General features: G+C 57.6%; 29 protein-coding genes and 1 tRNA gene. 13 read left to right on the top strand and 17 right to left on the bottom strand.

The window, feature by feature from the left end; translation table 11 throughout:
- Nucleotides 1–603: 603 nt before the first annotated feature.
- Nucleotides 604–2,259 carry a DUF2254 family protein gene (locus tag LDH66_RS07290; protein WP_226480390.1) on the top strand — a complete coding sequence of 552 codons (1,656 nt, stop codon included), beginning with the start codon at nucleotides 604–606 and terminating at the stop codon, nucleotides 2,257–2,259.
- Between the two features lie 41 nt (nucleotides 2,260–2,300).
- Entirely contained in the window at nucleotides 2,301–2,567 is a 267-nt protein-coding gene (locus LDH66_RS07285) for a hypothetical protein (protein WP_226480389.1), read from the top strand.
- A gap of 12 nt (nucleotides 2,568–2,579) precedes the next feature.
- Here LDH66_RS07285 and LDH66_RS07280 read toward each other — a convergent pair whose 3' ends face one another.
- Complete coding sequence (locus LDH66_RS07280; protein ID WP_226480388.1) at nucleotides 2,580–3,461, bottom strand: GIY-YIG nuclease family protein; 882 nt, start codon at nucleotides 3,459–3,461, stop codon at nucleotides 2,580–2,582.
- A gap of 150 nt (nucleotides 3,462–3,611) precedes the next feature.
- On the opposite strand from LDH66_RS07280, the gene LDH66_RS07275 reads away from it, so the two are divergent.
- The gene (locus LDH66_RS07275; RefSeq protein WP_226480387.1) at nucleotides 3,612–4,928 is read left to right on the top strand and encodes a hypothetical protein; all 1,317 of its coding nucleotides are present in this window, start codon (nucleotides 3,612–3,614) and stop codon (nucleotides 4,926–4,928) included.
- Nucleotides 4,929–5,039: 111 nt separating this feature from the next.
- Here the strand turns inward: LDH66_RS07275 and LDH66_RS07270 are convergent, their stop codons facing one another.
- Complete coding sequence (locus LDH66_RS07270) at nucleotides 5,040–5,468, bottom strand: DUF6884 domain-containing protein (protein ID WP_226480386.1); 429 nt, start codon at nucleotides 5,466–5,468, stop codon at nucleotides 5,040–5,042.
- Nucleotides 5,469–5,875: 407 nt separating this feature from the next.
- Here LDH66_RS07270 and LDH66_RS07265 point away from each other — a divergent pair, with 407 nt between their 5' ends.
- The 7 genes from LDH66_RS07265 to LDH66_RS07240 all read left to right on the top strand — a co-directional run bounded on the left by LDH66_RS07265 (nucleotide 5,876) and on the right by LDH66_RS07240 (nucleotide 11,266).
- A complete protein-coding gene (locus LDH66_RS07265) occupies nucleotides 5,876–6,265 on the top strand; it encodes a DUF8023 family protein (protein WP_226480385.1) in 390 nt (129 codons plus the stop codon).
- 5 nt (nucleotides 6,266–6,270) lie between these two features.
- Entirely contained in the window at nucleotides 6,271–6,402 is a 132-nt protein-coding gene (locus LDH66_RS22895; RefSeq protein ID WP_264182221.1) for a hypothetical protein, read from the top strand.
- 78 nt (nucleotides 6,403–6,480) lie between these two features.
- The gene (locus LDH66_RS07260) at nucleotides 6,481–8,064 is read left to right on the top strand and encodes an Env/VP5 family phage fusion protein (RefSeq protein ID WP_226480384.1); all 1,584 of its coding nucleotides are present in this window, start codon (nucleotides 6,481–6,483) and stop codon (nucleotides 8,062–8,064) included.
- Nucleotides 8,065–8,109: 45 nt separating this feature from the next.
- Nucleotides 8,110–8,685 (top strand): DUF8063 family protein, encoded by a 576-nt coding sequence (locus LDH66_RS07255; protein ID WP_226480383.1) that lies wholly within the window; start codon nucleotides 8,110–8,112, stop codon nucleotides 8,683–8,685.
- Nucleotides 8,682–9,539 carry a hypothetical protein gene (locus LDH66_RS07250; RefSeq protein WP_226480382.1) on the top strand — a complete coding sequence of 286 codons (858 nt, stop codon included), beginning with the start codon at nucleotides 8,682–8,684 and terminating at the stop codon, nucleotides 9,537–9,539. The genes LDH66_RS07255 and LDH66_RS07250 overlap by 4 nt, the downstream gene beginning before the upstream one ends.
- Nucleotides 9,532–10,737: an ATP-binding protein gene (locus tag LDH66_RS07245; RefSeq protein WP_226480381.1), complete on the top strand. Its 1,206-nt coding sequence runs from the start codon at nucleotides 9,532–9,534 to the stop codon at nucleotides 10,735–10,737. The genes LDH66_RS07250 and LDH66_RS07245 overlap by 8 nt, the downstream gene beginning before the upstream one ends.
- 157 nt (nucleotides 10,738–10,894) lie before the next feature.
- Entirely contained in the window at nucleotides 10,895–11,266 is a 372-nt protein-coding gene (locus LDH66_RS07240; protein ID WP_226480380.1) for a PD-(D/E)XK family putative nuclease, read from the top strand.
- Here LDH66_RS07240 and LDH66_RS07235 read toward each other — a convergent pair.
- Nucleotides 11,263–11,517 (bottom strand): DUF7692 domain-containing protein, encoded by a 255-nt coding sequence (locus LDH66_RS07235; RefSeq protein ID WP_207269668.1) that lies wholly within the window; start codon nucleotides 11,515–11,517, stop codon nucleotides 11,263–11,265. The two genes, LDH66_RS07240 and LDH66_RS07235, sit on opposite strands and share 4 nt — an antisense overlap.
- 286 nt (nucleotides 11,518–11,803) lie before the next feature.
- On the opposite strand from LDH66_RS07235, the gene LDH66_RS07230 reads away from it, so the two are divergent.
- A complete protein-coding gene (locus tag LDH66_RS07230; RefSeq protein WP_226480379.1) occupies nucleotides 11,804–12,586 on the top strand; it encodes a hypothetical protein in 783 nt (260 codons plus the stop codon).
- 585 nt (nucleotides 12,587–13,171) lie between these two features.
- On the opposite strand, the gene LDH66_RS07225 is transcribed toward LDH66_RS07230, so the two are convergent.
- The 3 genes from LDH66_RS07225 to LDH66_RS22890 all read right to left on the bottom strand — a co-directional run bounded on the left by LDH66_RS07225 (nucleotide 13,172) and on the right by LDH66_RS22890 (nucleotide 15,370).
- Entirely contained in the window at nucleotides 13,172–14,794 is a 1,623-nt protein-coding gene (locus LDH66_RS07225) for a MarR family transcriptional regulator (protein WP_226480378.1), read from the bottom strand.
- Between the two features lie 196 nt (nucleotides 14,795–14,990).
- The gene (locus LDH66_RS07220; RefSeq protein ID WP_226480377.1) at nucleotides 14,991–15,242 is read right to left on the bottom strand and encodes a hypothetical protein; all 252 of its coding nucleotides are present in this window, start codon (nucleotides 15,240–15,242) and stop codon (nucleotides 14,991–14,993) included.
- Nucleotides 15,239–15,370, bottom strand: a complete 132-nt coding sequence (locus LDH66_RS22890) for a hypothetical protein (RefSeq protein WP_264182220.1) — start codon at nucleotides 15,368–15,370, stop codon at nucleotides 15,239–15,241. The genes LDH66_RS07220 and LDH66_RS22890 overlap by 4 nt, the downstream gene beginning before the upstream one ends.
- Before the next feature lie 173 nt (nucleotides 15,371–15,543).
- On the opposite strand from LDH66_RS22890, the gene LDH66_RS22885 reads away from it, so the two are divergent.
- Nucleotides 15,544–15,669, top strand: coding sequence for a hypothetical protein (locus LDH66_RS22885; protein ID WP_264182219.1), 126 nt, complete (start codon nucleotides 15,544–15,546; stop codon nucleotides 15,667–15,669).
- A gap of 118 nt (nucleotides 15,670–15,787) precedes the next feature.
- On the opposite strand, the gene LDH66_RS07215 is transcribed toward LDH66_RS22885, so the two are convergent.
- The 9 genes from LDH66_RS07215 to LDH66_RS07175 form a co-directional block, all read right to left on the bottom strand.
- A tRNA-Ala gene (locus tag LDH66_RS07215) sits at nucleotides 15,788–15,859 on the bottom strand.
- A gap of 207 nt (nucleotides 15,860–16,066) precedes the next feature.
- On the bottom strand, nucleotides 16,067–16,750 hold the full coding sequence (locus LDH66_RS07210) for a rhomboid family intramembrane serine protease (RefSeq protein ID WP_226480376.1): 684 nt from the start codon (nucleotides 16,748–16,750) through the stop codon (nucleotides 16,067–16,069).
- 291 nt (nucleotides 16,751–17,041) lie between these two features.
- Nucleotides 17,042–17,350 carry a 30S ribosomal protein S10 gene (gene rpsJ / locus LDH66_RS07205; protein WP_004215311.1) on the bottom strand — a complete coding sequence of 103 codons (309 nt, stop codon included), beginning with the start codon at nucleotides 17,348–17,350 and terminating at the stop codon, nucleotides 17,042–17,044.
- Nucleotides 17,351–18,616, bottom strand: a complete 1,266-nt coding sequence (tuf, locus tag LDH66_RS07200) for a translation elongation factor EF-1 subunit alpha (RefSeq protein WP_226480375.1) — start codon at nucleotides 18,614–18,616, stop codon at nucleotides 17,351–17,353.
- Between the two features lie 379 nt (nucleotides 18,617–18,995).
- Complete coding sequence (locus tag LDH66_RS07195) at nucleotides 18,996–19,943, bottom strand: homoserine dehydrogenase (protein ID WP_226480374.1); 948 nt, start codon at nucleotides 19,941–19,943, stop codon at nucleotides 18,996–18,998.
- Entirely contained in the window at nucleotides 19,943–20,506 is a 564-nt protein-coding gene (locus LDH66_RS07190; protein ID WP_226480373.1) for an amino acid-binding protein, read from the bottom strand. The genes LDH66_RS07195 and LDH66_RS07190 overlap by 1 nt, the downstream gene beginning before the upstream one ends.
- Before the next feature lie 155 nt (nucleotides 20,507–20,661).
- Nucleotides 20,662–21,027, bottom strand: coding sequence for a NifU family protein (locus LDH66_RS07185; protein ID WP_226480372.1), 366 nt, complete (start codon nucleotides 21,025–21,027; stop codon nucleotides 20,662–20,664).
- 60 nt (nucleotides 21,028–21,087) lie between these two features.
- On the bottom strand, nucleotides 21,088–22,593 hold the full coding sequence (locus LDH66_RS07180) for an LVIVD repeat-containing protein (protein ID WP_226480371.1): 1,506 nt from the start codon (nucleotides 22,591–22,593) through the stop codon (nucleotides 21,088–21,090).
- A gap of 126 nt (nucleotides 22,594–22,719) precedes the next feature.
- Nucleotides 22,720–23,697 (bottom strand): ROK family protein, encoded by a 978-nt coding sequence (locus LDH66_RS07175; RefSeq protein WP_226480370.1) that lies wholly within the window; start codon nucleotides 23,695–23,697, stop codon nucleotides 22,720–22,722.
- A 149-nt stretch (nucleotides 23,698–23,846) separates the two neighbouring features.
- Between LDH66_RS07175 and LDH66_RS07170 the strand changes: the two genes are divergently transcribed.
- Entirely contained in the window at nucleotides 23,847–24,281 is a 435-nt protein-coding gene (locus LDH66_RS07170; RefSeq protein WP_226480369.1) for a hypothetical protein, read from the top strand.
- Nucleotides 24,282–24,344: 63 nt separating this feature from the next.
- On the opposite strand, the gene LDH66_RS07165 is transcribed toward LDH66_RS07170, so the two are convergent.
- Together LDH66_RS07165 and LDH66_RS07160 are read right to left on the bottom strand one after the other, a co-directional pair.
- Nucleotides 24,345–24,809 carry a universal stress protein gene (locus LDH66_RS07165; RefSeq protein ID WP_226480368.1) on the bottom strand — a complete coding sequence of 155 codons (465 nt, stop codon included), beginning with the start codon at nucleotides 24,807–24,809 and terminating at the stop codon, nucleotides 24,345–24,347.
- Between the two features lie 140 nt (nucleotides 24,810–24,949).
- Complete coding sequence (locus tag LDH66_RS07160) at nucleotides 24,950–25,411, bottom strand: universal stress protein (protein WP_226480367.1); 462 nt, start codon at nucleotides 25,409–25,411, stop codon at nucleotides 24,950–24,952.
- Nucleotides 25,412–25,422: the final 11 nt, after the last annotated feature.

Here is a 25,422-nt window from a genome sequence, read left to right as displayed (position 1 = left end):
TGATCTGACTGTCTGTTCCGTTGAGTATTAAGCCTAACCGGGCCGTTTCCGATACTTCCGAAAGTGCCAGATGGCGTCCATCGAACGGGGAGTTTATACCCCGCGTGTGTGTTGTCGATCATGCTTCCGTAGCTTGGTTACGGGAGCTTCTCGCGGACCCGGTGCCCAAACACCGGTCCGCTACCTTTCGGGACCCGTGAGAGTCAGGTCCGCGTATAGCTTCCGTTGAACCTGTAATTGAACTTCGGCCATTTAATTATTCCGGCGTAGCTAATTTCTCCAGAGTAGCTTTTGACAGATAGACTATAGTTGCTGGATAGTAGCCCTGAAATAGGGAATGGTTGGCAGAGAACGGACGGTTTCTGATTCAGAAATATTGGCCGTCTTTGTAGAGAGTGAGGACCCAGTGCTATCTGCTCCAGAAGTAGCTCATAGTCTTCCAATCGGAAAAACTGGAACTTATCAGCGGCTGCGTGAGTTGCAAGAAAGGGGGGGATTAGATAGTAAAAAAATCGGACAAGGGCGTGCATGGTGGATAACTGAAAAAGGAGAAAAAATGATAAATGATAGAGATTAGTATATGAATAGAACATATAATTAGTTATGAAGGTGGAATTCAAATCAGACATTGCAGTTGTATGGGTTATTATGGGAATTTTCATGATCTTAGCATCGGCGACCATAGATTACAAAATACCAGAGATTAGTACAGATATATTGACTACACTGGTAGCAGCACAAACAACAATCTTTGCTATCGTATTTTCTGTTGTTGTTGTTGCAGTCCAATTATCGACATCAAGGTATTCTCCAAGAGTGGTAGGATTATTCAAGTCAGATAAGGAATACAAAACAACAATAGGAATATTTGGTGTATCGATTTTATTCTCACTTTCTACACTCTACGTTTCCGAGATCGTCGGAAAAACAACACTGAGTTTTCTTGTCTTCGGTTCTGGTTGGTTTGCAGGATTTGCATTTATTGCGCTATACCACTTTGTCGACAAGATTCTAGAACAAACTACACCAGAGGGAATCTTAGATAGGATTGAAGAGACTCTTGAACCAAACGACATTGTTAAAAAAGCAGAGGAAGCGGCTGATTCAACAAAAAATGACCCTTACTTGGTACCAGTTTCAATTATCAACTCTTCAATCACAGATCAAGATACTCCTGCAGTATGTCGCGGGCTAAGAATAATAGGATCGTCTACAGAAAATCTCATAAAAGAAGAAAATATTACAGAATTAGATAACGATGGTCAAGTGAAAAACTCACTAGAGGAGCTTTGTGCTAATCGACTGCCAAATACCATAAAGAAGGCCGCTGATACGGGACTTCAACAAGAATCCTCTAGCGGACTATCTTCACTTGAAAAAGTCGGAAAAGCAGCGGCCAAAGAGAACTTAGAGACCACTACCTTATATTCCCTACAAGGATTTGGAAAAGTCATTTCCACCTTAGAATTCGATAAAGCGAGCGAAGAAGTTAGAGGAGATGCAATCGAAAAGTCAGGTAATGTAATTGCTGAGGCAGTTGAAAATGACTGTTTCAAAGCCGCGGGTTCTGGAATTAGAGTTTTGGCTATAGAGGCATCAAACTCAATTGAGACACGTGATTCTACTCAAAATAACCTGTTTCATTACTCTATATTAACTATGAAAATAATACCAGAGACATTCGATGATCTACTAAGTAAGAAAGAAGACGGTATATCGGAGCAATATATTGACTGGACACATGGTCTTGACCACTCTACAACCGATAATGGACAGAAGATGTCTACTGAGATACGTTCTTTGTGGTACTGCTACACATCCTTGTCACAGATCACCTCTGCTCATATTAGATACGAGGAAAAGTCGGATAGTAGACAAGTGAACTGGGGTTTTGTGGCGGAAGGATGGGCGAAGGGGTTCCGGTTTTTAACCAATTCTGATTTGGATTTACTTCTGCAACTTTGGTTGGGGACAATATTGTACTTAGACTATCTTCGATTCGAATCCGTAAACCATGTGATGAAAAATGGGAATATAATGATAAGAATTGACCCCTCTGATGAACTCTTATCTTCCACATATGATAGTATTTTAAGTGGTGAGATTGATCCTCAATACCATATTGATAATCTACAACTTGGCTCAGATCATGTCAGTGATATATCAATTAGTACCTCACCGAGGCCAGTAACTGATCGGGACTGTTCTTTCGAAGAATACATAGAGAATAAAATAGAGAGAGATTGTGCTGAAATATAGATGGAAAGGACAAAGGAGGGGGTACCCAAGTTGGCACCTATATGGCTGAAATGAAGGATAGGGATAAACATAATGAAGAGTATCATTCAACTGCGAAGCAGTATGCTCTGGATGATTTAACGGAGAAGTTCATGAGTATTAATGGAGGGAGGAAGGACGAACTCGTTATAGAGGCGGCAAAAATACTTGATGATACTGCAGAACAGATCGCGAAGTTAGAACGACTATTAATCGAATACGAAGGGAAGCCGATCTATTCAGGAGAGAGCGAATACCTTGAAGAAGCTAAGATCAAGCCCGAATCGTAAACACAAGAGATCTTAAAATTGGTGTTGAGGAGACTGGCAAGTATTTAAATAGTGACTCCCAATTAACTCGGTTTCAATCTCTGTTCGTTTATGCTTTGCCTCAAGCCTATCTGCTGTCGCAACCGAAAACAGCGCCTCACTGCCGAACGTATCTTCGTGGCGTCGCAGCCGTCCGGTGAACGCTGAGGTTTCACCGATATACGCGAGAGGCGGTGTATCACCCTCGTACCAGATCCGATAGACACCATTATCGGGCAGTTCCGGCTCGAGTCGGTTGTCAAGCAGATACGGTTCGGACCACTCGAGACCCATCCAGTTCGGATCGGTCACGGCGTCGGCGTTCTCCCACGGGACCGGCCCGCGCCCACCCTCGCAGTTCGGTTCCGTCTCTCCCTCCGGTAGCGGCCCACCGACGATGCCGTCTTTGTTGTAACTCGACTGCTTGTAGCCGTCGATGATTCGGCCGAAGTTCGCCGTTGGACTCTCGCCCATCTCTCGACGAGCGATGGCGATCAATGCGGCTTCGATCGCCTTCCGCTCCTGCTTGTCTTCTGCCTCCGGCGGGACCGAATACGAAACCTCGAATTCCGGCCCGTATCGATCTCGAACTGCCCACAGACACGGTGCAGCGGTATGGGGATCTCGATACGGCATTTCTTCGGCGTAGGTCCCTCGAGCGAGCGAGCCTACCCGTCCGCGCGTACTTCGTCCCGTTTCGCCGATGTACTCGAGGCCATCCTGTTCCTGGTGGCGCACTCGGTACAATCCGGGATCACTTGAAATGGTGCTCAGGTCTCCGTCTTCTCGATCGAGAGAGAGCCACGGGCTCCACTCAAGGCCTAACCAGTCGTCGTCGTACAAACCTGTCTCGTTCATATCCGTTCGTTGTACCATCCGAGTCGCTCACCTATCATCAAACCCTCTACTGGGAATCGAGTCGTCACCGCGGTCTCGTCGGGCGACGGCAATAGCGTTGCATAATGACATAGAATTATAATGACCCCGCAGGCACATCTAATTTGAATATTCATGTCTGAAATCTCGATGGAGGACGTACGGGAAGCCGTAGACCGGGTGTGGAAAGATCCAAGAAACGGGGAATATAGAATCGAGCTCGGCAAAGAAAAAGAATTTCGTCGGCGGGTAATATCCGTTTCAGAAGATCTCAATCTGGACAATGATAGGCATCGTCTGTCCGAACATGGCGTAGTAGAACTTGTTCAGGATATTCTACTGAGACTCGGGAAGACTATTGAGACAACCGATGAAGATCTTGATCTCAAAAAAGAGTTTGAGAACCAGAAGCAAGTAGTATTCTCAGAAGTCCTTGGCAACCCACCGAACGACTACCAAATTGTATTTCCCCTCAATCTACAGGTACTAGGATCGATGCCAGATGAGATAGATATAGGAGAAACAAATCTTGAACTGATCAAATATGAGGAATGGCAGGAAAAATACCTTCAACCGGCAATAAAAAACCAGTCATCGAACTTCGAATCGTTCTACGAAGAGAATCCCAATGATCCCGATCGATTTTCGTGGTCCTATTGGCGTGTTATCTTCCCTGCTCGAGACGCACGATACGCAATCTACGAGGTTCAAGACACTCTCCAACTCCTAATGGCAGAGATCAACTTTATCCATCACAAATGGGGGATTAGTATGCCACGGCCGGCAGGGTCCGGTCGAGCACCCCGAGACCGCTGGTCCCATCTTCAGTCGCCCTTTGTTTTTCTCGCCTTTTCTGGCGATGAGTTTGAACGTTACTACGCACTTGATTATGACTACCGAGGAGGCCTTGCAGACCGTACGTTCATGCCTAACATCGAAGATTTCGACTCCTTACCTGGATTCTACAAGCAAAGAGATGAACTAAGCGGAATTCAGGAACTGATTGCAAATACCCTCATATTATTCCAGGATGGTATCACCGAACCTGTCTTTCGGAGGTCGTTTTTCGACTTCTGGCGGGGTATCGAACACCTCGCAGGCAAAGAGGGACTGGACAATGAGGAGATCGTCAAGCGTGCAGTGTTTGCTCTACACTTCGTAGGAGAGTTTGAGAATGGGCTTCCCTCAAAAACTGAGGAAGCAATCAATGAGCTAGATACTACTCGGAATATGCTCACACATGACTGGCCCGACGCTAGAATCTTGGAACGGCACAGAGATGCTGCTAAAGTGCTTTTAGACGGATTGTTGACTCTATATCTTGAACACTGGGACGAGTATGATATGAGCGATTTCCAGTACCTTCTGGAATTTGGGACGATGACACAATCAGAGGGAGAAATAGAGCAAGTAGTTGATTCTTTAGAAAGACTAGGTGTTCTTGAAGAGGAGACTGATGAGGGATAGAAAATCACTGAGTACTATCAGTAGGGATCTTAGGCCAACTTGTTCGCGGTACTTTCCCGTTTCAATGAGGTACTCGAATTTAACCAATTGTCGTGGTGAGATCCATCCTGTTCATATCTGCTCATTGTACCATCCGAGTCGCTCACCTATCATCAAACCCTCCACTGGGAATCGAGTCGTCACCTCGGTCTCCTCAAGCATAGGCAAGAGTTCCTCGTAGTACGCTTTCCCCGCGTGAAAGACGAGAGTAGTATCGGACTCAAGCAACCCGGCTGACTCGAGTTGATCGAACGCCTCCTTCGCCCACTCCCGTTTTCGACCGACTCGAGCGCCAGTAAGCGTCTCGTCGTACGGTTTGATCGGTGGACCGTCCGGCTCGAGTAGGTGGTGCTTTGCCGAGAGAATATACCAGTCGTCGTGGTTCTGTTCGCAATACTGCTGAGCCTTGCTGAATAACGTCGATGGGGAATATAGCTTCCCAGGGGGAGCTGGTTGTTCGAGTTTCGTTTTCGTGCAACTCACTAATCCGATTTCAGCCATGAATACAAGCCAATCCACCGCCCAACTAATACATTCGATTTAACTATTGAGATGTAGTATGGTGTAGGATATATGAATGGACGAGGTGGAGATCTATCACATGGAATTATTATTCTTATAATCGTCTCTGCTATTGGTTTCGTCGGGGTAGAGGGAATGAGCGCCTTAGCCCGTTCCTCTACAATCGAAAAAGGAGATCCCTTGTATAACGCTGCATCTCCGTTTTTGAAAGATTGGTCTGACGCCTTGTTCTTAGGTTTCGCTGCTTGTGCCGGTGTTCTTGCGACTGTTTTTGTTTACCTGTATTCGATACTAGATCGATAGATCCCCAATATCATACGTTAGAGCGGCTGTATCTCTCAAAACGGGCCTTTATCACTCAGTTCCGGAACGTTTTCGCTTGCACTATGGCAACAGACAGGTTCGACGGCATCGACATGCTGTCGTTGGTAATCCTCCCGATTACAGCCGGGATGGTGTTAGGCATCTGGACGTGGTCAATCAAGGTCTTCGGCGGGTACGACTTCTCGCAAGCGTTCTGGTCGTACGGCAGCACGGAGATCTCGGTGGCGCTCGTCCTGACGATTCTCTCGTTCGCGTGGATCGTCTGGAGTAACGAGTTCGACGGCACGAACTACTCACAAGCGGAAACGTACACGATGGGATTCGTCTTCGCGAGTCCCGTCCTGTACGCGCTCATTCCGTTCTTCGCAACGCTATTCCAACCAGATATGTACCGACTGATCCTCTACCTCGCAATCTGTGTCGGGGCAGTCTGGACGTCGTACACGGAGTGATCACGATGACGGAAATCAAATCACCCGGCAACCTGCTCGAGGACGGATTAGTCACGGTCGGCGTCGGGATCGTCTCGGCGATCGCCGTGTACGAGCTCGGGATGATCGCGCTGCTACTCGCGACGGGGGGACTCTGAATGGCGGCCCAAAGCCCACAGCCCACGGTCGGGCAACGGGTCAGGGTCGTCCTGCTCGCGGCGCTGCTGGTCGGCTCGATGCTCGCGCCGATCGCGGCGACCGCGCCGGCCGCGGCTCAGTCTGACGATGGCGGCTCGATCGAGGTCAAAGAGAACTGTGGATCGATGACCCGGTTTGTCGCCCCTCGGGCCTGTCAGACAGCAGAAGATGTCTTCGGCTCTGTCGATACCAGCCAGGACGCAGCCGCAATCGAGCAAGATATTCACGTCGGAGCGACGGGAATCAAATCGTCACAGGATGCGTCAAATCGGCTGTACAAGAATTACCTGCAGGATACCGGAACGATCGCGTCGATGGAGGCGCGGAACGCGATCGCGACGGCGTACCAGAATAACGAAGATCCAGCGGTAGCCGATGCAAATGCTCAGGCTGCAATAAATGACTACTACGCTCGGTTACAGATTAGTCTGCTTGAGGAATCGGCTGTACACGCCGAACAGATAGCCTATTACGCGAACGTCTCTCAGACCGAAAGCGGCATCAATAACGGGTTTGTGCATATCTTCTCGTCATGGGGTACCTCCCGTCCAGCGGCCGATACGGGCAATGTCTCGGTTTCGGTTGCGAACGGGAGTACGCACACTGTGGCGGTCCCGAAGATCAAATTCAATGATGCAAACAATAACGCAGAGACGATTACTCCCAACTACTTTGAGAAGTCCTACGCCAACGAAACTAAAGGGACCTACGAGCAGTATCTCGAAGGGTACACGTCCGACGATGCGGATCGCCGAGAGTGGCGTCCGACGTTCCATCTGCTAAACACAGGCTCGCTGGAGTCGAAAACGATCTACGATTACCGAGTCTTCCGTGATCGATTCGAGGAACTTGAGCAGCAGTCGGATACTGTCGTCTCAAATTACGAATCCGGCACCGCTCAGGAGTTCTACACCGCGATGGATAACGGCGAGATCGAACCCAACGAACTGCGCGGTGCAGAGGGCATGGTCCGCCATCTGAGTGGCGACGCGAACGTGACCGACGAGCGCTACCAGTACGCGCTGCGGTCGGTCCTTGATATGAATCGGACCTCGCTCGATTCGACAATGGTAGTCGATTTCGAGGGAGCAACGCACGAAAACCGGGTCGTCAACGATAGCACCGGCGAAGTCACGTATGAATACAACAGCGTCAACGCCACCTACGAGGGACTGCTGTACTCCGCTGAGACGCCCGCGGGTGGGTTCCAGACGGGAGAAACGTACGATGTCTCTAACCTCAACGGGACCCAACGGATGGTAACAGGAAAGGATGGAGGCAATGCCTCAGACGTGACTTTCTATCGGGGGAATATGACGATCACGAAAATGACCGACGGGGATGGCAACGAGGTGAATCAGACCAGCCTCACCGATCGACCCGACTACGGCACCTTCGATGCAACCGAGTATCAGGAGACGATCCAGAAGGCCGACGCCGAGCGAGACGCAATCACGACGACATACGGCGACTCTAACGGGGGTGGGGCCGGTATCGGCTGGCCCAATCTCGGCGGCGATTCCGCGAGCCAACAGACGGCGGCCGCACTCGTCGTCGCAATCGTCATCGTGGCGATCCTCGCGGGTCTGGTAACGGATGTGTTCGACTCGCTCGGACCCTAACACTCACGATCAATGATTTTTCAGCATCTCTCAGGACGGCGGATAGTGTTCGGGCTCGCGGTCGTCGCGATCGTGGCGATGGGCATGGGCGTTGGGCCAGTGACCGCACAGGACGCACCGGAGAACCCCGGAAACGGCGCAACGTGGAATCAGACGAGAGAAACGAGCGAAAACGCGGAGAACACGACGTATGTGGCCGAAGTAGACCAGAATCTCCGCGTCCTCGAGTGGCGGTACGATAGCGAGGAAGAAATGATCTACATCGAATTCGAGTCAGACCAGAGTAAGACCGTTACAGTGACTGAGGCGCGGCAATTCGAGGAGGGAGCGAGTCAGGGACGGATCAAGGAGAAGCAGATACCGAAGGGGACCAGCGAAGTGAAACTTCCCGTCAAACCGACGGCCGGGAAGGCTGGCGTATCGATCACAACCTCGGAATCGATCGATAACGGGACGTACACGGTCCTTTCGACGGGGATAGTGGACTCTGAAACGCCGTTCCATCGGACGGGATCACCGTCGGGATGGTTCGGCGGTGCGTTCACAGCCGTCGCGATGATGGGAGCGGCCGCGTACAAGGTCAGAAACGAGGAACACGGCGATGTGGAGACGGTAGAATGACGGACCAACCTCAGCCGATGCCGACGTTCGTGAGCAACCGAGACCGTCTCGTGTACCTGATAGCGGAATACAAGATCCCGCTGTCGGTGATGTTCCTCGCGACGCTGGTTATCCTTGCAGTGTGGACGCCGAAGGTCCCGAAGCCGCCGGCCTCAGCCGTTCACTTCTCGATATCCGCGTTCCTGCTGGCTATCCCGACGTACATGGCCGGGATGCGGATTGCTCGGTACCTCTACCCCGGTCCGAACTGGGTATACGTCGGTATCGCAGACCCCGGCACGGCAGGGACTCAGACCGAGAAAACCGGACTCTACGACGGCAAGAAGGTCAAGCCGGACGTGTGGGACGACCGGAGCGAAGTCGAGATGTCCGCGCTCGAGCCGCCGGAAGGGAAGTTCGACTACGTGGTGACTCGGTTCGAGTGGTACGAGGAAATCGGCGAAATCGAAGTGCGCGGCGCGGACCAGACCACGCTCGAGCCGGCCGAGGCGTGGGTCAACGCGAGTCGAGTGGATACGATATTCGACCATCATCAGTCGCTCAAGCGCCGGTACGCGCACCTGAAACGGAACGTCTCGGAGAAGATCACCGACGTACACGACGCAACGATTATGACCGAAATCGCGGAACACGAGCAAAGCGACCTCGTGCCAGGCGTCGAGATTATCGAAGAAATCGAAGACATGGAGTCGGACGTGAAGGACCTGCCGGATGCTCCCGCTCAGGACGACCGAACTCCTCGAGAGCGAGCGCTAGATCTCGAGGTAGCCGACTCGGTTGACGATGCGATGGACGATCTCCGTCCCGAGGGTGGACGGGCGGCAGCGACGGACGGAGGGCAGCCCGATGAGTGAGAGCGACAGTAACGGCGAGTGGGCAGCGTCGGAGAGCAAGGACTGGAAGGACGGCCGTCACAAGCGGTCGAACGAACACGTTGAACAGCACGCGGCCATCGTCTCGGATAGTAAGACGAGGCGGCACCTGACGGCACTCAGCCGGGCGTACGAACGCGCATACTCTCGCGGGTGGATCGACAGCGAGTGGCCCGACTCGCTCGAGGAAACTGACCTATACCAGGACCGTCTGAGATACCACGAGACCGAGACATTCAGCCGGCGGCTCGAGCAGGGCGAGATGGCGAAGGTCCGGCACCACGTCGGCAGTCAGTCGGACGAGATCGACGTGAGCGGCTGGCACGATATCGAACGAATCCGGGATATCGTCTCGGACCGGCACCTACGGCTCTACGAGTACGGCGAGCCGGGCAGCGGAAAGACCAGTGCCGGCTGTCTCGCGGCCCGTCATTGGCTCGAGCAACAGCGAGACGAAGGACATGACGATGCCTACGTTATCACGAACATCCGAACGCTCGCGAGCGAAGACGAGTCGATCATCTGGGTGGACAACTGGGCAGACCTGAAAGACCGCGTGTACGCCGATATGGACGACGTTCTTGCCGAGAACGTCTCACCGGTCCTGTTCCTATTTGACGAAGCGTCATCGCAGGCCAGTGGCGGCGGAAAGGACGGATGGGAAACGGGGACGAAGTTAGCGACTCTCGTCTACAAGATCCGCAAGTTCGGCGGTGCTATCATCATTATCGGTCACGACGGGAAAGACCTGCATCCGGCCGTTCGAGAACTCTGCATGGTTCTCCACAAGGAGTCGAAAAAGCAGGCGCGGTTCTACGAAACGATCACAAATCGGAATCCAAAGCAACCGATCACTCCCCAGATCGAAGGCTGGCCCGACTCGAAGTGGAGTCCCAACGACAAAGATCCGGCACCGTGGTCGTGGGACGACGGACAGGACGACGAAATTGACGGAAACAGTAGCCATATCGCTCGAGACGACGCATTTCGGGAGTTGGCGATATGGACCGTAGTTCAGGAAAAGACGAGGAATCCGGATGATCCGCCGTCAAACGGAGATATCGCGAATAAGCGCCTGTACGGAGAGTATTCTGCCGAATGGGTCCGCCGACGGTGGAACGAGTATCAGGATGGAGAACATGGCGAAGTAGTTGGAGAGATTCAGCAGGCGATCGCATGACAGCGTCGGCCTCCAATGCGCTCCAACAACTACCAACCCCGTCCCGTATAGTAAGGGGAACCCGCACGATGGGCGATGAATGAAGAAGTATGGGCGATGTTAGCACGAATTTCGGCCAGGGCTCGAACTATATATAATACGCGCGAGAGATTCACCGATGCCAAGTCACAGATCCAATAAGTTCGGTACCGCAGTCGAGAAACGAGTCGTCGATGAATACCGACTCGAGCTATCCCGATCGCCGTGGCACGATGCGCTCATGCAGAACGGGAAGCCGGTCGAAATTAAGAGTACACGTCTCGAGCACGCCGATGGTGGAGCTGGCAACTTCAAGATCTACGAGAAGTATCATCGGAAGCTCCGGCGTCACGATGGCTATTACGTCTTCGGCGTCTACAGACCGTCTCCGTTCAAGGTTCTCAAACTCAAGCGGAAACACTCGTCACAGCTCCCGCGACTCTCCTGGCACGGAGGTGGATCGCACCGAGGGACACAACAGGCGAAGGTCTCGATCGACGCGATTTTCTAATCAGTGTCGACGGCGATATCGGTAGTAACCTCGAAGCTCATTGCTCGCGTTGACAGTGTCTCAGCGATCTCTCGGCGCTGCTCGAGCGTAAGGTCGTCCCGCTTGAGTACCTGACGAGCAGCCTGTACGAACTTCGGAACATCGTCACAGGCGCTCACAACTGCTTTCGTCTTGTTGCAGTCGTAGAAGTCCGCTGCGCGTTCGATGGCATCTCGTCGGTACGCGTAATCTCCGTCGGTCCGAATTCTCATGCTCGTACACACGACCCGGTATCTCCTAGTTTTTTCGACTCACTGAACGGCCCATTCTGCCCCAAATCGACGGAACTTGTCGCCCATTCAGAGATGAATGCCGTTCTCACTAGTAGCCCAACTCGAGATATGCACACGAGGATTCGCGTCTCGTGTGCATATTCGGGAATCGGATTCTATCGACGCACAACCCCTGGCGGCCTCGGAAGGATGAAAACAAATGGAATCCCATCCCCAATACTATATAATTGAGGAGTACGCAGTTCAATTCAACTAGGCCATCAAAATGGCAGATGAACCGGATGAGAAGAATCGGGTTAAGCAAATCGTCCAGGAAGAGTTGAAGGAGAACACTTTCTTTGGACGTTATTGGCTAAACTCGCATGAGTCAGTTTCATTACCACTAAAACTGCTATTTGGGACATTTTTTATGATTTTTCAGGCCGTTATATCTTCCTTAGTGGTAGAGTTCGCCCAATTTCTGATAACTCATCCGATAATGCTCCTTGTGATGGTTCTCTTCTTCTCATTACTTCTCAACGGTGCCTTATATCTACAATATAAAAAGGGACAAGAAAATATTGAGGAGAAACTCACAAAATCTGTCGAAGAAAAAATAGAACAAGATCAAAGAGGCCGGAGACAGTCTGACAGTGGAAGGGTTCTGTTAGATCACAGGCAAAGTAATCTATATAATTTTGAAGACAGGAAGAGACTTTCGGATATAGAGTCTCATTTGGACACACTAGAGAGGAGAATCAAACAGATAGATCATAATCAGAAGGGTCAGAGAGATCTCACCGGCATAGAATCCCGTTTGGAAGAATTGGAGCAGGAGATCCAGCAGACAAATATAGAAGATGGAGATTCACTCTCTGAAGAAATAAGGGAGAATAAAGAATATCTCACTAGGATATATCAGAGACTCATTGAAGTAGAGGAGGAAGTAGGGATAAATAGGCAGTCGAATACGGAATCTGGAACTAACGGAAAGGGTGAGGAAAGTCAAAGTAGTAAGGCCGACAATAGTGCAATTGAGGACACAGACAAAGAATACGAGTTAGAGTAATGCCCGACAAAAATCACTCACAGCATGGTCCTGGTTCGAAGAGGACATCTATTCTTGACCATGCTCCGCAAGAGTTCCTCGAATATTTCGCATCTTCACTCCTAGCAGCTACTATGATATTCTTCATTTTAAACCAATTTAATTATGAGTTAGGGACATCACCAACCATTATAGTTTGGGTGATCTCAACTTTCGCTTTATATCTAGGTAGATTTGGAGAATACGCAGTTTTCCACTTTCCATCTGAGGTATTATCATGGTTAGATCGCACGGATGATGGTGGCAATGAATAGATTGGTCTATTTCGCCTCGAAGCCCGAAACGCAAAATTCTGTACGGTTCTGAGGCAGAGGAGATACCTCTCAGTTGGCGTGGGGCGGTGCGGTGTATTTTGATGAAGTGGCCTTAGCCACACCCCTAACGGGGAACCCGACGGCCCCCGTCGTGGTTCCCCGTCAGGTGTGGCCGGGGCTTGTCCCCGGCCACCCCGCGGCGCGCGCTGGCCGGACTCCAGATACGGCTATTACGCACTGAAAACGTCGAAATAAGGTATTTAGAAGAGTGTTGCCACTGGCCGACCGCCCGCTACAGCCAGCGCCAGGCCGCGCTCTTACCGCGCTCGCCGAGATCGACCTGTGCCGAGCGGAAACGAGCAGGGTCCTTCCCGGCTTCCGTCCACAGGCGGTAGGCTTCCTTCAGACGGCCCTCGACATTCTCGATGTCCTGAAGCCGGAACATCACTCGAGCCTCTTGCCGGTCATCAACATCGACTCCGTGCTTCGCGCACCACGCAACCAGCGCGCTCGTCGTCTCGTCGATCCCGCGCTCGGCTGCCTCGATCGCCTTTGCTCCGGCCTCGACGGCTCGCCGGGTTGCATCACGCGCTTGCTGAACCGCGTCGTGGACTATCTCGGCGACATGGTTCGAGCGAAGCGAGACCGAACCGTATTCGGACTCGACTAACTCGGGAATCCGTTTCAGTGCCCGACGTACGCTATCGACGTGGCGACCGTGTTCCTCAGCGATATCCTGAGGTGACACCTGGCCCCCGTCGGTGACTAACGTCTCCAAAGCGTCCCATTCGACAGGCGAGAGTCCATCTGAGAGGTGTTTCACGACAACGCTCTCTTGGGTTTCGCGTATACGGGTGAGATCCAGTGAGATGACGTTCACCTCCTGCTTCTCGGTCGGATCGAAGTAGGCGTCAGCAACGAACGGCCCATGCCCATCGCCACGATCGTCGTCCGCAGGGTGAACCGGAAGGCCAGCATCGGCCATCACCGAACATACTGTCTCGTCCAGCTGCGCTATCAGGTCCTCGAGGTCGTCGTCGGTGACTCCGATCGTCTCGTCCCATCGACTCACCTGATACGACGCACCGAGCTTCGGGTTCGCCAGCGTCTCGTCGTCGTCCATCCCGGCAGCCTCGCGGCTGTAGTAGTGTTTCACCTCACGGGGAAACGTGTGGCTCGGGAACGCCTCAGCGACTCGTCTCGGGCCGAGTGTGACCGTGTGATAGTAGCCAGGCAAGTGGCGGCCCTTCTCGTCGCGTTCGTTCTGCACGAGTTTCCGATACCCGTCTCGGTCGTTCTCGAGCAAGTGTGCCATACTGGCGATAGGACCGTCTCGAGCGTGGACTGGTCCGGAGCGGTCACTATCCAGACGAACGTACCGCTCGGCGTCCTGTACGTTGCTGAACAGGTGGGGCCGATCGAAGTACCGCCGATGAATTCCGACGGACTCAGCGGCGCGGCACAGCAGTTCGTGGTACCGGCGAAAATCGATATTTGACCCGTTGATCTTGACGTTCACGGCTTCGGTGATCGACTCGGGAACGCTGTACTCCGAGCGCTCGCCCTGGTCGTTCTCGATCTCCATGCCCTGCCAGCGCGGGACGAGGTGCGCGTTGAACGACTGTTCGCTGACCGGGTCCTCTTCCGGATGCCGCGAGACGGAAAACCGGAACTCGCGTATTTCGTTGATCTTGAACGTCGTTCCCTGTGGATTCTCCGGACCGGGATGCACGATACCGCTGTCCTGATAGTACAGTTTGACAACCCAGCGCTCGCTCCCGATCTCGAACTCAGCGACCTGCGATCCACCACCGTCCTTGACCCGCGAATCGCACGCGAAGAACGGCTTCAGCGCGTGGTCGGCGAACAGGTAGTTCGCGGCGAACTCGTGGAAGGCCAGTTCGACGGCCTTCATAGTAGTCCCTCGCGCTCCGCGAAACACGCGGTACAGAGCGGGATCGATTGGCCGAGTCGGCACTTCACTTCCGGCCCAACGTAGTCGCAGTCGTCGCACTCCGGCCAGACCGGCTCCGAATCGGTTTCCGATTCCGCTTCCGATAGTTCGTCAGACGAGTCCTGCGGCTCAAGACCGAAGGCTGTCAGGTCCTCGGTCATGCCGGCGGTCGTCCCTCCAGGTGCGCGCAACGGTGGTCGTACGCTTCCTCGAGAACGACGTTCTCGGGCCGGTTATCCCACGGAATGTGGTTGCAGTGGTGAACGTCGAACTCGTCACCGAACACGTCGCTCGGATCGTTGTCGAGACAGGCGACCAGCTGGTGAATGTACGCCGTCGAGTCGTCGTCACCCACACGGCACCGGACGTATTCGTAGCCGAGTCCGGTCTGCTGCACTGTGACCGTCACGCCGATTCACCTCGAATCTCGAGGGCCCGGCGAACCTCGTCATCGGTTGCCTGATGGGCGGGATGGACAACAACGCTCCTCGTTTCTACGTTGTACAGCCGGCTGGCACGGACGAATACGTCCGTCATCGGTCCACCTCCCCGCCATCGGTGAGTACAGGCGGAACACGCTGTGAGCCCGTCCGTTGCATCCGACGGGAACACCCTCTCGCATGGCCGGCCTCCCCGTCCTTGTTGATCAACCGGGTACAGCGCGCTTCACACTCCGGACACGTGAACTCTCGAGAGGTACGTGGCTCCGGATGAGTCCACACCCGACTCTCGAGTTCATCCGGATCGATATCGGCGAGAAGTTCGTCCAGCGACTTCACGCGAACCACCCCGATTTACTCGTCTCACCGGTAGACGGTGAGGGGGTGCAGCACTGACAGTGCTGAACTCCCGACGAGACCCATCGCTCTATACGATGGGTGTGACGAGAAATCGGGGTGAAAAAGCGGCCGAGAGCACCGAATTCGGCACCTTCGGAACCGACTTTTTTACGGATGGACTCGCCGGGATTTGAACCCGGGGCCTCTTCCTTGCGAAGGAAGCGATCTACCACTGATCTACGAGCCCTCGCACGTTCCTAACCCCGGTTTCTATTTGTAGCTTGTGTTTCGGGGACGGCTCGAGACACGGCACCACGGGGACTATCCCCGAACTGTCTCGCCGATCGACGGATGCGAATAGTACAATCGTGAGTCGAACGATCGTAACTGAGAGAGATGGCCGAATATCGGTAAGTCGCCGCTACACAGTCGTCTGAGAACTATATGGCCGTCTCTACCGAGCGCTCGAGCCGACGGCCAGGACGCGAGCGCGGCCGCCGGCGGCCCCGACCAGGAATCCGGTGAAGTGGGCGATCAGCGCGACGCCGGGCGAGGCGGTGGCGAGGGTGACCGCGACCGCGAGGCCGACGAAAACGAGCAGCGCCAGCCAGTTCGGGACGGCCACGAACGAGGCCAGGCCCGTCGAGAGGCGGTTCGACGCGACGAGATACCCCAGCAGGGCGAAGACAGCACCGCTGGCCCCGAGGACGGACGTCGGCGCGACGGGGACGAACGGCATCGCCGCGAGGACGCCCGTCAGAACGACCTGAGAAACCCCCGCAATCGCGCCCGTGATCGCGAAGAACGCGTGAAAGCGGAGTCGCGTCGTGGCCCGCGCGACCGGCCAGCCGAAGACGATCAGCGCGATCGTGTTCGAGACGAGATGACCCAGCCCGCTGTGGGCGTAGACGCTCGTCACGACCGTCCACGGGTTGGTCGTCAGCGGCGGCGCGAGGACGAAGAAGGTACCCATCACTCCCGCGAACGTGGTGATCCCCTGCGCGACGAAGACGACGGCGAAGACGACGAGCACCTCGAGAATAGGGCTTCCCGAGCCCGTCGCTGCCCCGCCGTCGCCATCGGCATCGGATCGCACGTCGAGTTCGGACCGCGTTCGTGACCGCAAGCGCCTCGCCATACGGACGACTGCGACAGCGAGCGCCAAAAGTCCCGTCACTCACCGGTGGTGCGACCGCTGCCGAGGGCTCGACTGGGCCAGATCGTGGTGGCGAGGGACTGGCCACGTTACCTGCAGCCGAGTTCGATTCGCAGGCATGCGGGCGGTAGAATCGTTCTCTCCTGAGTGAGACGGAGAAACACTTGTCCTGTTCGGAGTCGCGCAGCTATCGCTCGCCGAATAGCGTCTGATGGCCGCAAAAACGGGTAAATAACTCGTATCCGAGTCGATCGGAACGGCCTCGATACGCGGTTAGTCTTCGAGGACGATCTCGATCGAGACGTCGTTCGGCACCTGAATGCGCATGAGCTGTCGGAGTGCGCGTTCGTCGGCGTCCAGATCGATCAGGCGCTTGTGAACGCGCATCTCCCAGTGCTCCCACGTCGCAGTGCCCTCGCCGTCGGGCGATTTCCGGGTCGGCACCTCGAGGGTCTTCGTCGGCAGCGGGATCGGACCGCTCAGGTTGACGCCGGTGTTGTTCGCGATCTCGCGGACGTCGTCACAGATATCGTCGAGGTCGTCTGGACTCGTGCCCGCGAGTCGAACGCGTGCTTGCTGCATTTATTCTTTCTCGTGAACTTCGAGGACCTTTCCGGCGGCGATGGTCTGACCCATGTCGCGGATGGCGAAGCTCCCGAGCTCGGGGATCTCGCTGGACGGCTCGATGCTGAGGGGCTTTTGCGGTCGGATGGTGACCACGGCAGCGTCGCCCGACTGGATGAAGTCGGGGTTCTCCTCGGCGACCTCGCCGCTCGAGGGGTCCATCTTCTTGTCGATGGACTCGATCGTACAGGCGACCTGTGCGGTGTGGGCGTGGAAGACCGGCGTGTAACCGGCCGTGATCACGCTGGGGTGCTGCATGACGACGATCTGCGCCTGGAACGTCTCGGCGACGCTCGGCGGGTCGTCGGCGGGGCCACAGACGTCACCGCGGCGGATGTCGTCCTTGCCGATGCCGCGGACGTTGAATCCGACGTTGTCACCGGGCTCTGCTTTGGGCACCTCTTCGTGGTGCATCTCGATCGTCTTGACCTCGCCGCCCACGTCGCTGGGCTGGAAGGAGACGTTGTCGCCGGTGTTCAGGAGACCGGTCTCGATACGTCCGACGGGGACGGTACCGATACCGGAGATGGTGTAGACGTCCTGAATCGGGAGTCGGAGCGGTGCGTCCGTCGGTGGCTCCGGCTCCGGCAGGTTGTTCAGGGCCTCGAGCAGGATTTCACCGTCGTACCACGGCGTGTTGTCGGACTCCTCGGCGATGTTGTCGCCTTCGAACGCCGAGATCGGGATGAACGAGGCGTCCTCGGTGTTGAACTGGACCTGCTTGAGCAGCTGGTTGACTTCCTCGACGACCTCATCGTACGTCGACTCTTTGTAGTCGACGATGTCCATCTTGTTGATGCCGATGATGAGTTCGTCGATACCGAGGGTTCGAGCCAGGAAAACGTGCTCCTGGGTCTGGGGCGCGACACCGTCGTCAGCGGCGACGACGAGGACGGCGTTGTCCGCCTGGGATGCGCCCGTGATCATGTTCTTCACGAAGTCGCGGTGACCCGGACAGTCGACGATGGTGAAGTCGTACTCGTCGGTGGAGAACTCTTGGTGGGCGATGTCGATGGTGACACCACGCTCTCGCTCCTCGGCGAGGTTGTCCATGACGTAGGCGAACTCGAAGCCGCCCTTGCCCTTCTCTTCCGCTTCTTCGCGGTGCTGTTCGATGACGTGCTCGGGTACGCTCCCCGTCTCGTAGAGGAGTCGTCCCACGAGCGTACTTTTCCCGTGGTCAACGTGACCGATGATGGCCAGGTTCTGGTGTTGGTCGCTCATTGTTGTAGCTCACGCGCAGAGGCGCTTATATCGGTCCCTTTGGCTCGTTGCGGTTAAAACCATTTCGAAAGCGTATTCTGGTGATCCCGACGCCGTCTTGCGGTTTGGCTAGCATTCACACGCCACGGAACGTTCGAGAGACGCCGATTGCCGGTGAGAACCGGCCGCGCGAACGGAGAGTACTCGCCAGAGAACACCGAAATTCCGACGCGCATTCCGTCGACGGTCTCGTCCGACAGAGGAGCCTCGGCAGAGGAGACCCCATCCGACGGGTCCGGTCTCGGTTGCGGTCGATCACACCGAGGTGCGACGGACAGACGAGAGGCGGCATTCGACCGAGACGAGAATCGGAGCGAGTCACAGAAGCAGCCGACCGTTCTCAGAGCGGCGGCAGCCGACCGACGTCCGAGAGCACTGCCGTCGCCGTTTCCGGACCGCCGGCACCGCGGCCGCTCGAGTGCAGTGAGCCTGCGTTTCGCGTTTCGATCTGGACGATGTTTCGCGTGCCGGTCACGGCCAGCGGGCCGTTCTCGGGGACGAGTCGCGGCTCGACGCGGATGCCGTCGCGGGTCGCCTCGCCGATGAGTCGAATCGTGCGGCCGTCCTCGGCGGCGAGATCGAGCGCGCTGCCCGGAATGTTCTGAATCCCGTCGACCGTCGCGTCCTCGAGCGCGAACCCGCCGTCAGCGAGCACGTTCGCGAGGATGACGAACTTGAGCGCGGCGTCGGTGCCATCGACGTCGAACGTCGGGTCGGCCTCGGCGACGCCCAGGTCTTGGGCCTCCGCGAGGACGTGCTCGTAGTCCAGTCCCTCGGCGGCCATCCGGGTGAGGATGAAGTTCGCAGTGCCGTTGAGCACGCCCCGGACCGCGGTGACAGCCTGTGGCGTGCAGTCCTCGATCGTCGAGAGGACCGGAATCGCGCCGCCGACGGTCGCCTCGAATCGAATCGAGCCCGCGTGCTCGGCCTCGAGCGCGCGGAGTTCCTCGTAGCGCTCGGCGACCGGGCCCTTGTTCGCTAGCACGACGTGGCGGTCGGCCTCGAGCGCACGTGAAACGTGCGTGAAGCCGGGTTCGGCGTCGCCGAGCGTCGTCGGCGTCGCTTCGACCAGCACGTCGTACTCGGTGTCGAAGATGTCGTCAGGGTCGCTGGGACCGACGGCCTCGCCGCCGACCTTGCGCTCGAGGGTCTGGTCGACGTCGATCCCGTCGGGATCGATCGCGGCAGTGGTAGAATCGGCCAGTGCGACGACCTCGTGGCCGTATTCGCCGGCGAGGTCGGCGACCGAGCGGCCGACGTCACCGGCACCGAGAATTGCGAGTTTCATCAGGCGTCACCTCCGAGTAGGGGTTCGACGACGGTCAGTTCCTTGTCCGTGCCGATCGAGTTGATAGCCGCGAGCGCCTCCTCGGATCGGCCGGAGTCGATCGCGAGTCGGGCGCGTGCGCTCGAGATATCGCCGGTCCCCTCGGGCGCGGCGAGCGAGAGGTCTAGCACGACAGCCTCGGCCTCGTCCTCGATGCGCGAGAGGGTGTTCGACAGGTCGGTGTCGACGAGGTGGCCGATCAACACGACGTTGATCTCCTCGCCGTAGTGCTCCGCACCGGCCTGAATGACGTTCACGCCGGCGTCGCGGAGCCCCTCGACGATGTCGTCGAACCGGTCGGGCGGACACTCCAGATCGACCTCGACGGGGATGTGGCCGCGGGGCGTGATGTTGCCGCGCTCGTGGTGGATACTCAACAGATTTCCGCCGTTGTCGGCGATGGGAGCGAGCGTGCGAAGCAACTCGCCGGGTTCGTCGACGAGCTCGAGCCGGACGGTATAGGCTCGGAGGCCGCCGTCGGTTTCGGCGTCAGGGTCGTCGCCGGCCTCGGGTGCGTTACCCATCGCCGACACCTCCTGCTTGTAGGCATCTACTCGTCATGATATCTGATGTCCGTAACGGGCGCGTAAAAGGATATAGGACTTCCCAAAACTATCCGTCCCTGTCAACGAGGGTCACACAGTATGGGCTCCTGAACGGGAACGGGTTCGAAGGCTCCTCAGAGGTGATCTTTTCCCGGATTCGACGATCCCCAGTCGCCGCGGCCGCCCTCGGTCCGGTCGACGCCCATGATCGATTCCGGCTGATCGGGGCCGCCGAGACTGTCGCGCGCGTCGGGGACACGCACGGTGACCTCGTCGATCTCGGGCCACGTGATGAGTTCGGCCTCGATGTTGCCCGTCGTCACGTCACTGACCGAACAGCCCTTACAGCCGCCGCCGAGTTCGATGATGACCTCGCCGGTCTCGGGATCGGCCGCCCGCACCGCGCTGGTCCCGCCGTGCATCTGGATGATCGGCATCTCGCGCGCCATGAACTGCTCGACGCGTTCTTTCAGGGACGGCTCGTCCTCGGAATCAGTCATGCGCCATGCTAGGCACTCGAACGGTGAATAAGTTCGGTTGCGCGGTCGAAATCAGCCGAATTAATCCTGAACGTTTCCGCGTCGGCGCAGCCGCTCGAGGGCGATCCCGCCACCGAGGAGGCCGGCGACGCCGGTGAATCCGGGGATCGAGTCGTCGGCGTCCCCGGTCTCGTTCTCGCCGGATTCGCTTCCGTCCTCGTTGCCGTTCGCACTGCCGTCTCCGCTATCGGCTCCGGATCCGTCCTCGTCTCCGTTCGAACCGTCGCTTTCGGCCGTTTCGTTGCCGTCCGTTCCCCAGTCGGCGGGGTCCCGAAGCGACGGCGGGTCGGCCTGTTCGCCGGCCTCGATCGGGAACGTGTAGAGTGCGCCCTCGATGGACGTGTTCGGGATCGCCTCCGTGCTGCTCGCGATGAACGTTTCCCCGGGCTCGGCGACGCGTGCGGTCCAGAACCCCGTCGTTCCGGGATCGCGCCACCAGGCGAGCTGTTCGGGGGCAGTGGGGTCGGAGACGTCGTGGATCTTCACGCCCGCCCGGTACCACGACGAGTAGAGTCGCCCGTCCCGAAGCTCGAAGTTGTGCGACGTCGTCCACATGCCGCCGCTGCGGGACTCATCGGTCGTTCGCGGTGGATCGATCGACCCTCGGTGCGCCGGTCGTTCGGGATCACTTATGTCGTAGAGATCGATTCCGCCCGGCCGATCGGGGTCCTCGCCACCGGTCGCCCAGGCCTCCCGGCCGACCGCCAGCAACTCGCCGGTGTCGTCGATCGCAGCGTAGTGATCGTTGCCCGGTAGCCCGTAGACGGCCTCCTGGCCGCCGATCTCGCGTTGCTCCGCGAGCGTGGTGTCCGAGACGTGGGAGACGTAGCCGGGGTCGTTCGGATCGCTGACGTCGATCAGATAGGTTCCGGCGTTCCAGTAGGGGAGGTAGGCGGTTTCGTCCCGAACGTAGACGTCGTGCAGGTAGCGGGCGAGCCAGTAGACGTCTCGCCAGCCGGATTCGTGTTCCAGCAGGGACCAGTAGCCGAGTTGTGTAATTTCGTCGCCCCCGACGTCGAAAATCACGAGCGGGTTCTGATCGCCCGTGTTCGCGGGGACGAACAGGAGATCGTCCTCGAGATAGCAGTTGTGAATGTGGTACCCGGTCTCGCGTGCGCCGGTCGAGACGGGGTTTGCGGGATCGCTCACGTCGTAGCACCGAAACCCCATCGTCGAAAAGCCGGGATTCGCCGGGCCCGCGGCGATCAGTCGATCACCGTCGACGGTCACGTCGAGGACCTCGGACAGGATACCGCCGCCGATTTCGATGTCGCGCTCCTCGGCGAGAACCGTCGGATCAGCGGGATCGCTCACGTCGACGCATGCGAACCCGGTGGTCGCAGCGACGTACGCGGTCTCGCCGTCGTCGCCGACGACGGCCTCCGCCGCACCGGTAACGGGGACCTGACCGAGCGGTTCGTACGCCTCCTGAACGACCCCACCGCTCGATCGGGACGCCGCCGCTGCGGTCGGACAGGACAGGGCGAGGCCGGCACCACTCGCTCGAAGGAACGCTCTCCGCTCCATAATTACGCCAGCGGAGCGCAGGTATATAGAGGTGGTCACTCGAGGCGCAGACGCTACTCGGCGGAGAGCCAGTATGCGAGCCTCGCCGAGTCTCGCAGTCCGGACGCCGGCCGGGCCGCGAGCGGGTCAGCCCCGCAGTCGTCGTCGGTCCCCGGTCCCCTCGGTCAGGGCGCTCGCCAGCGCGCCTTCGACGACGACGTCGTCGCCGAGATCGGTGACGCGGATCTCGGGGACGTTTGTCATCACCATCTCCGAGACGCGCTCGCGGATGGGATCGACGACGAGCTCCTCGTTGTGTAGGGCGACCGCGCCGCCGAAGGAGACGACGATCGGCGCGAAGGAGTGGACGATGTTGGTCACGCCGATGGCGTTCCAGTGGGCGAGTTGCTCGATGACGTAATCGGCCAGTTCGTCCTCGCCGGCCAGCTCGAAGACGTCCTTCGCCGTGAAGTCCGACCCCTCGAGCGGGAGGCTCGTCGAGATCGTCGGGTCGTCCTCGGCGAGCAGCCGGGCGTAGTCGGGGATGGCATTGCCGGAGCAGTAGGCCTCCCAGTGGCCGTCGCGGCCGCAACCACAGGTCAGGCGACCCTGCGGGTCGACGACGCAGTGGCCGACCTCGCCGACGTTGCCGTCCCAGCCGCTCATCACGGACCCGTCACAGCAGACGCCGGCACCGATCCCCGAGGAGATGGTGATGTAGGCCATGTCGTCCGGGTTGCTGGCGGCGTGAAAGCGCTCGCCGATGACGCCCGCGGCGGTGTCGTTGTGGAGGTGGACGTCCTCGCTGTCGATCAGTTTCGCGATCGGTCCCGTCAGTGGGATCCGGTCGATCGAGTCGGGGAGGTTGGCGGGATCGATCACCGCTCCCTCTGCGAGGTCGAACGGACCGATCGAACCGATTCCGGTGGCGGCGATTCGCTCGGGATCGATCCCGGCGTCGCCACACGCCTCGCGAAGCGTTCGAAGGACCCCTTCCGTCACGTCGATACCCGTCGGGCCGCGTGGTGTGGATCGGCGACTCACGCCGATCGTCGTCCCGTCGGCCTCGGCGACGATGGCCCGGACGTTAGTCGCGCCGAGATCGACGCCCGCATAGTAGACCATTCTATCCTAAGGGACGACCGCGGCCGTACTTAACTACCCAGATTATACTCGGCAACGAGTAGCAATTTCGATACGTTACGGACCCGGTAGCTGCCCGACAGCGAGCGGTCGGCGACACACGTATGGTACAGTATAACATAATTCAGTGTATGGCCACCGACGATACCCGTCCAGATTCGGAGGCGTCTGCCGAGCCGAACCCAACGCTGTCCGACACGGAATGTGAGGCCCTCCACGAGGTCGAACTCGGCCTCGAGTGGGTCCAGCGGGCACAGGGCTGTCTGCTCGAGTTTCACCACGCGACGGGCCACGGGATGGATCACCTCTATCGGGCCGAGGAGTTGCTCAGGGCGACCGGTCACGACGAGTTCGCGGACGCGATTCGAACCGAACTGCTTCCCCACGGCGTCGTCGACGAGGAGCGCTGGTCCTACGACGTCCTCGAGGACTTTCAGGGGACGCTGTTGGCGGAGACGCGATCGCTCGAGCGACGGGTCCGACGGGAACTGGCCGACGGCGAGCGCCACGTCCGCGAGCGCCGACAGGAACGGAAGTGGAAACGACGCGCTGACGAGCGGGACTGAGATGACGCAGTCGAACGAGAGAGGCAGAGACGGAGCGCGGGATTCGAGAGCGGCGCGTCGTCGCTATTCCATCACGTCGAGGTCGCGGAAGTAGGTGACCGGACAGGGCGCCTGCAGGATAATTTCCTGTGAGACGGAGCCGAGAACGGCCTTTTCGGCCGGCGAGCGCCGTCGTCCGCCGACGATCATGCGGTCCGCATCGACGTCGATCGCCATGTCGACGACTTTCGTACTGACTTCGCCGAGCGCGCCCTTGATCTCGTACTCGACGCCGGCCTCCTCGAAGCGGTCGGCCAGTTCGGGCACCGGCGCGCGCTGGGCGGCGACCTCGTCGGGGTCGACGTCGTCGACGCGGGCATCGAATCCGAGGTCGTCGTAGATATCCTCGTACTCCTCTTTGGTGAAGGCGTGGCCGATCACGACCGTCGCACCGAGCGGCTCGGCGATCTCGAGCGCCGTCTCGGCGAGTTCCGGTGCGCGCACTGAGTCCATCGGGCCGACTGCGAGGAGTATCGTATCGATTGCCATACCGTCACAGTGGTGGGGCCACCCGCTTAAGTATTCTCGTCGTCGCAGTATTGCGGAAATCGCGCCGATCGGACGGTCGCGTCGCTATCGCGGCACCGCCGACCATCCGGTGGTATCACCGTTCGAACGCGTCGATCGGATCAGTCCGCCGCTTCGTCGTGTCGGACGAACGTGACGGGACACGGTGCCGACAGCAACACCTCCTGTGCCGTCGAGCCGAAGACCGCTTTGCCGGTCGGCGACCGGCGTCGCCCGCCGACGACGACCCGATCCGCGCCGGTGCTGGCCGCCAGATCGACGATCGTCGGTCCGTGTTCGCCGACCGCGCCCCGGACCTCGTAGTCGACGTCGTGTTCGTCGAGGATCGCTTGCAGGTCGTGGATCGTCGCGTGGCGCGCCGCCACTGCATCGGGATCGATCTCGTCTACGTCGGGATCGAACTCGAGGCGGTCGATCACGTCGTCGTACTCGCTGCTGGTAAAGACGTGTGCGAGGACGACGGTCGCATCGGACGGTTTCGCTACCTCGAGGACGGCTTCGGCCAGTTGAGCGCTGCGGTCGGCGTCGCCGGGGCCGACGGCGAGTAACACTGTGTCTAGCATAGATGACGGAT

The organism is Natrinema amylolyticum, assembly GCF_020515625.1.
Lineage (GTDB): Archaea > Halobacteriota > Halobacteria > Halobacteriales > Natrialbaceae > Natrinema > Natrinema amylolyticum.
This window is presented reverse-complemented; position numbering and strand designations above follow the sequence as displayed.

Bases quoted from the DNA above. Each gene is read 5' to 3' on its own strand.
- LDH66_RS07290 (WP_226480390.1), top strand. From the start codon at position 604: ATGAAGGTGGAATTCAAATCAGACATTGCAGTTGTATGGGTTATTATG.
- LDH66_RS07285 (WP_226480389.1), top strand. From the start codon at position 2,301: ATGGCTGAAATGAAGGATAGGGATAAACATAATGAAGAGTATCATTCA.
- LDH66_RS07280 (WP_226480388.1), bottom strand. From the start codon at position 3,461: ATGGTACAACGAACGGATATGAACGAGACAGGTTTGTACGACGACGAC.
- LDH66_RS07275 (WP_226480387.1), top strand. From the start codon at position 3,612: ATGGAGGACGTACGGGAAGCCGTAGACCGGGTGTGGAAAGATCCAAGA.
- LDH66_RS07270 (WP_226480386.1), bottom strand. From the start codon at position 5,468: ATGGCTGAAATCGGATTAGTGAGTTGCACGAAAACGAAACTCGAACAA.
- LDH66_RS07265 (WP_226480385.1), top strand. From the start codon at position 5,876: ATGGCAACAGACAGGTTCGACGGCATCGACATGCTGTCGTTGGTAATC.
- LDH66_RS22895 (WP_264182221.1), top strand. From the start codon at position 6,271: ATGACGGAAATCAAATCACCCGGCAACCTGCTCGAGGACGGATTAGTC.
- LDH66_RS07260 (WP_226480384.1), top strand. From the start codon at position 6,481: ATGCTCGCGCCGATCGCGGCGACCGCGCCGGCCGCGGCTCAGTCTGAC.
- LDH66_RS07250 (WP_226480382.1), top strand. From the start codon at position 8,682: ATGACGGACCAACCTCAGCCGATGCCGACGTTCGTGAGCAACCGAGAC.
- LDH66_RS07245 (WP_226480381.1), top strand. From the start codon at position 9,532: ATGAGTGAGAGCGACAGTAACGGCGAGTGGGCAGCGTCGGAGAGCAAG.
- LDH66_RS07240 (WP_226480380.1), top strand. From the start codon at position 10,895: ATGCCAAGTCACAGATCCAATAAGTTCGGTACCGCAGTCGAGAAACGA.
- LDH66_RS07235 (WP_207269668.1), bottom strand. From the start codon at position 11,517: ATGAGAATTCGGACCGACGGAGATTACGCGTACCGACGAGATGCCATC.
- LDH66_RS07230 (WP_226480379.1), top strand. From the start codon at position 11,804: ATGGCAGATGAACCGGATGAGAAGAATCGGGTTAAGCAAATCGTCCAG.
- LDH66_RS07225 (WP_226480378.1), bottom strand. From the start codon at position 14,794: ATGAAGGCCGTCGAACTGGCCTTCCACGAGTTCGCCGCGAACTACCTG.
- LDH66_RS22890 (WP_264182220.1), bottom strand. From the start codon at position 15,370: ATGACGGACGTATTCGTCCGTGCCAGCCGGCTGTACAACGTAGAAACG.
- LDH66_RS22885 (WP_264182219.1), top strand. From the start codon at position 15,544: ATGAGTCCACACCCGACTCTCGAGTTCATCCGGATCGATATCGGCGAG.
- LDH66_RS07210 (WP_226480376.1), bottom strand. From the start codon at position 16,750: ATGGCGAGGCGCTTGCGGTCACGAACGCGGTCCGAACTCGACGTGCGA.
- rpsJ (WP_004215311.1), bottom strand. From the start codon at position 17,350: ATGCAGCAAGCACGCGTTCGACTCGCGGGCACGAGTCCAGACGACCTC.
- tuf (WP_226480375.1), bottom strand. From the start codon at position 18,616: ATGAGCGACCAACACCAGAACCTGGCCATCATCGGTCACGTTGACCAC.
- LDH66_RS07195 (WP_226480374.1), bottom strand. From the start codon at position 19,943: ATGAAACTCGCAATTCTCGGTGCCGGTGACGTCGGCCGCTCGGTCGCC.
- LDH66_RS07190 (WP_226480373.1), bottom strand. From the start codon at position 20,506: ATGGGTAACGCACCCGAGGCCGGCGACGACCCTGACGCCGAAACCGAC.
- LDH66_RS07185 (WP_226480372.1), bottom strand. From the start codon at position 21,027: ATGACTGATTCCGAGGACGAGCCGTCCCTGAAAGAACGCGTCGAGCAG.
- LDH66_RS07180 (WP_226480371.1), bottom strand. From the start codon at position 22,593: ATGGAGCGGAGAGCGTTCCTTCGAGCGAGTGGTGCCGGCCTCGCCCTG.
- LDH66_RS07175 (WP_226480370.1), bottom strand. From the start codon at position 23,697: ATGGTCTACTATGCGGGCGTCGATCTCGGCGCGACTAACGTCCGGGCC.
- LDH66_RS07170 (WP_226480369.1), top strand. From the start codon at position 23,847: ATGGCCACCGACGATACCCGTCCAGATTCGGAGGCGTCTGCCGAGCCG.
- LDH66_RS07165 (WP_226480368.1), bottom strand. From the start codon at position 24,809: ATGGCAATCGATACGATACTCCTCGCAGTCGGCCCGATGGACTCAGTG.
- LDH66_RS07160 (WP_226480367.1), bottom strand. From the start codon at position 25,411: ATGCTAGACACAGTGTTACTCGCCGTCGGCCCCGGCGACGCCGACCGC.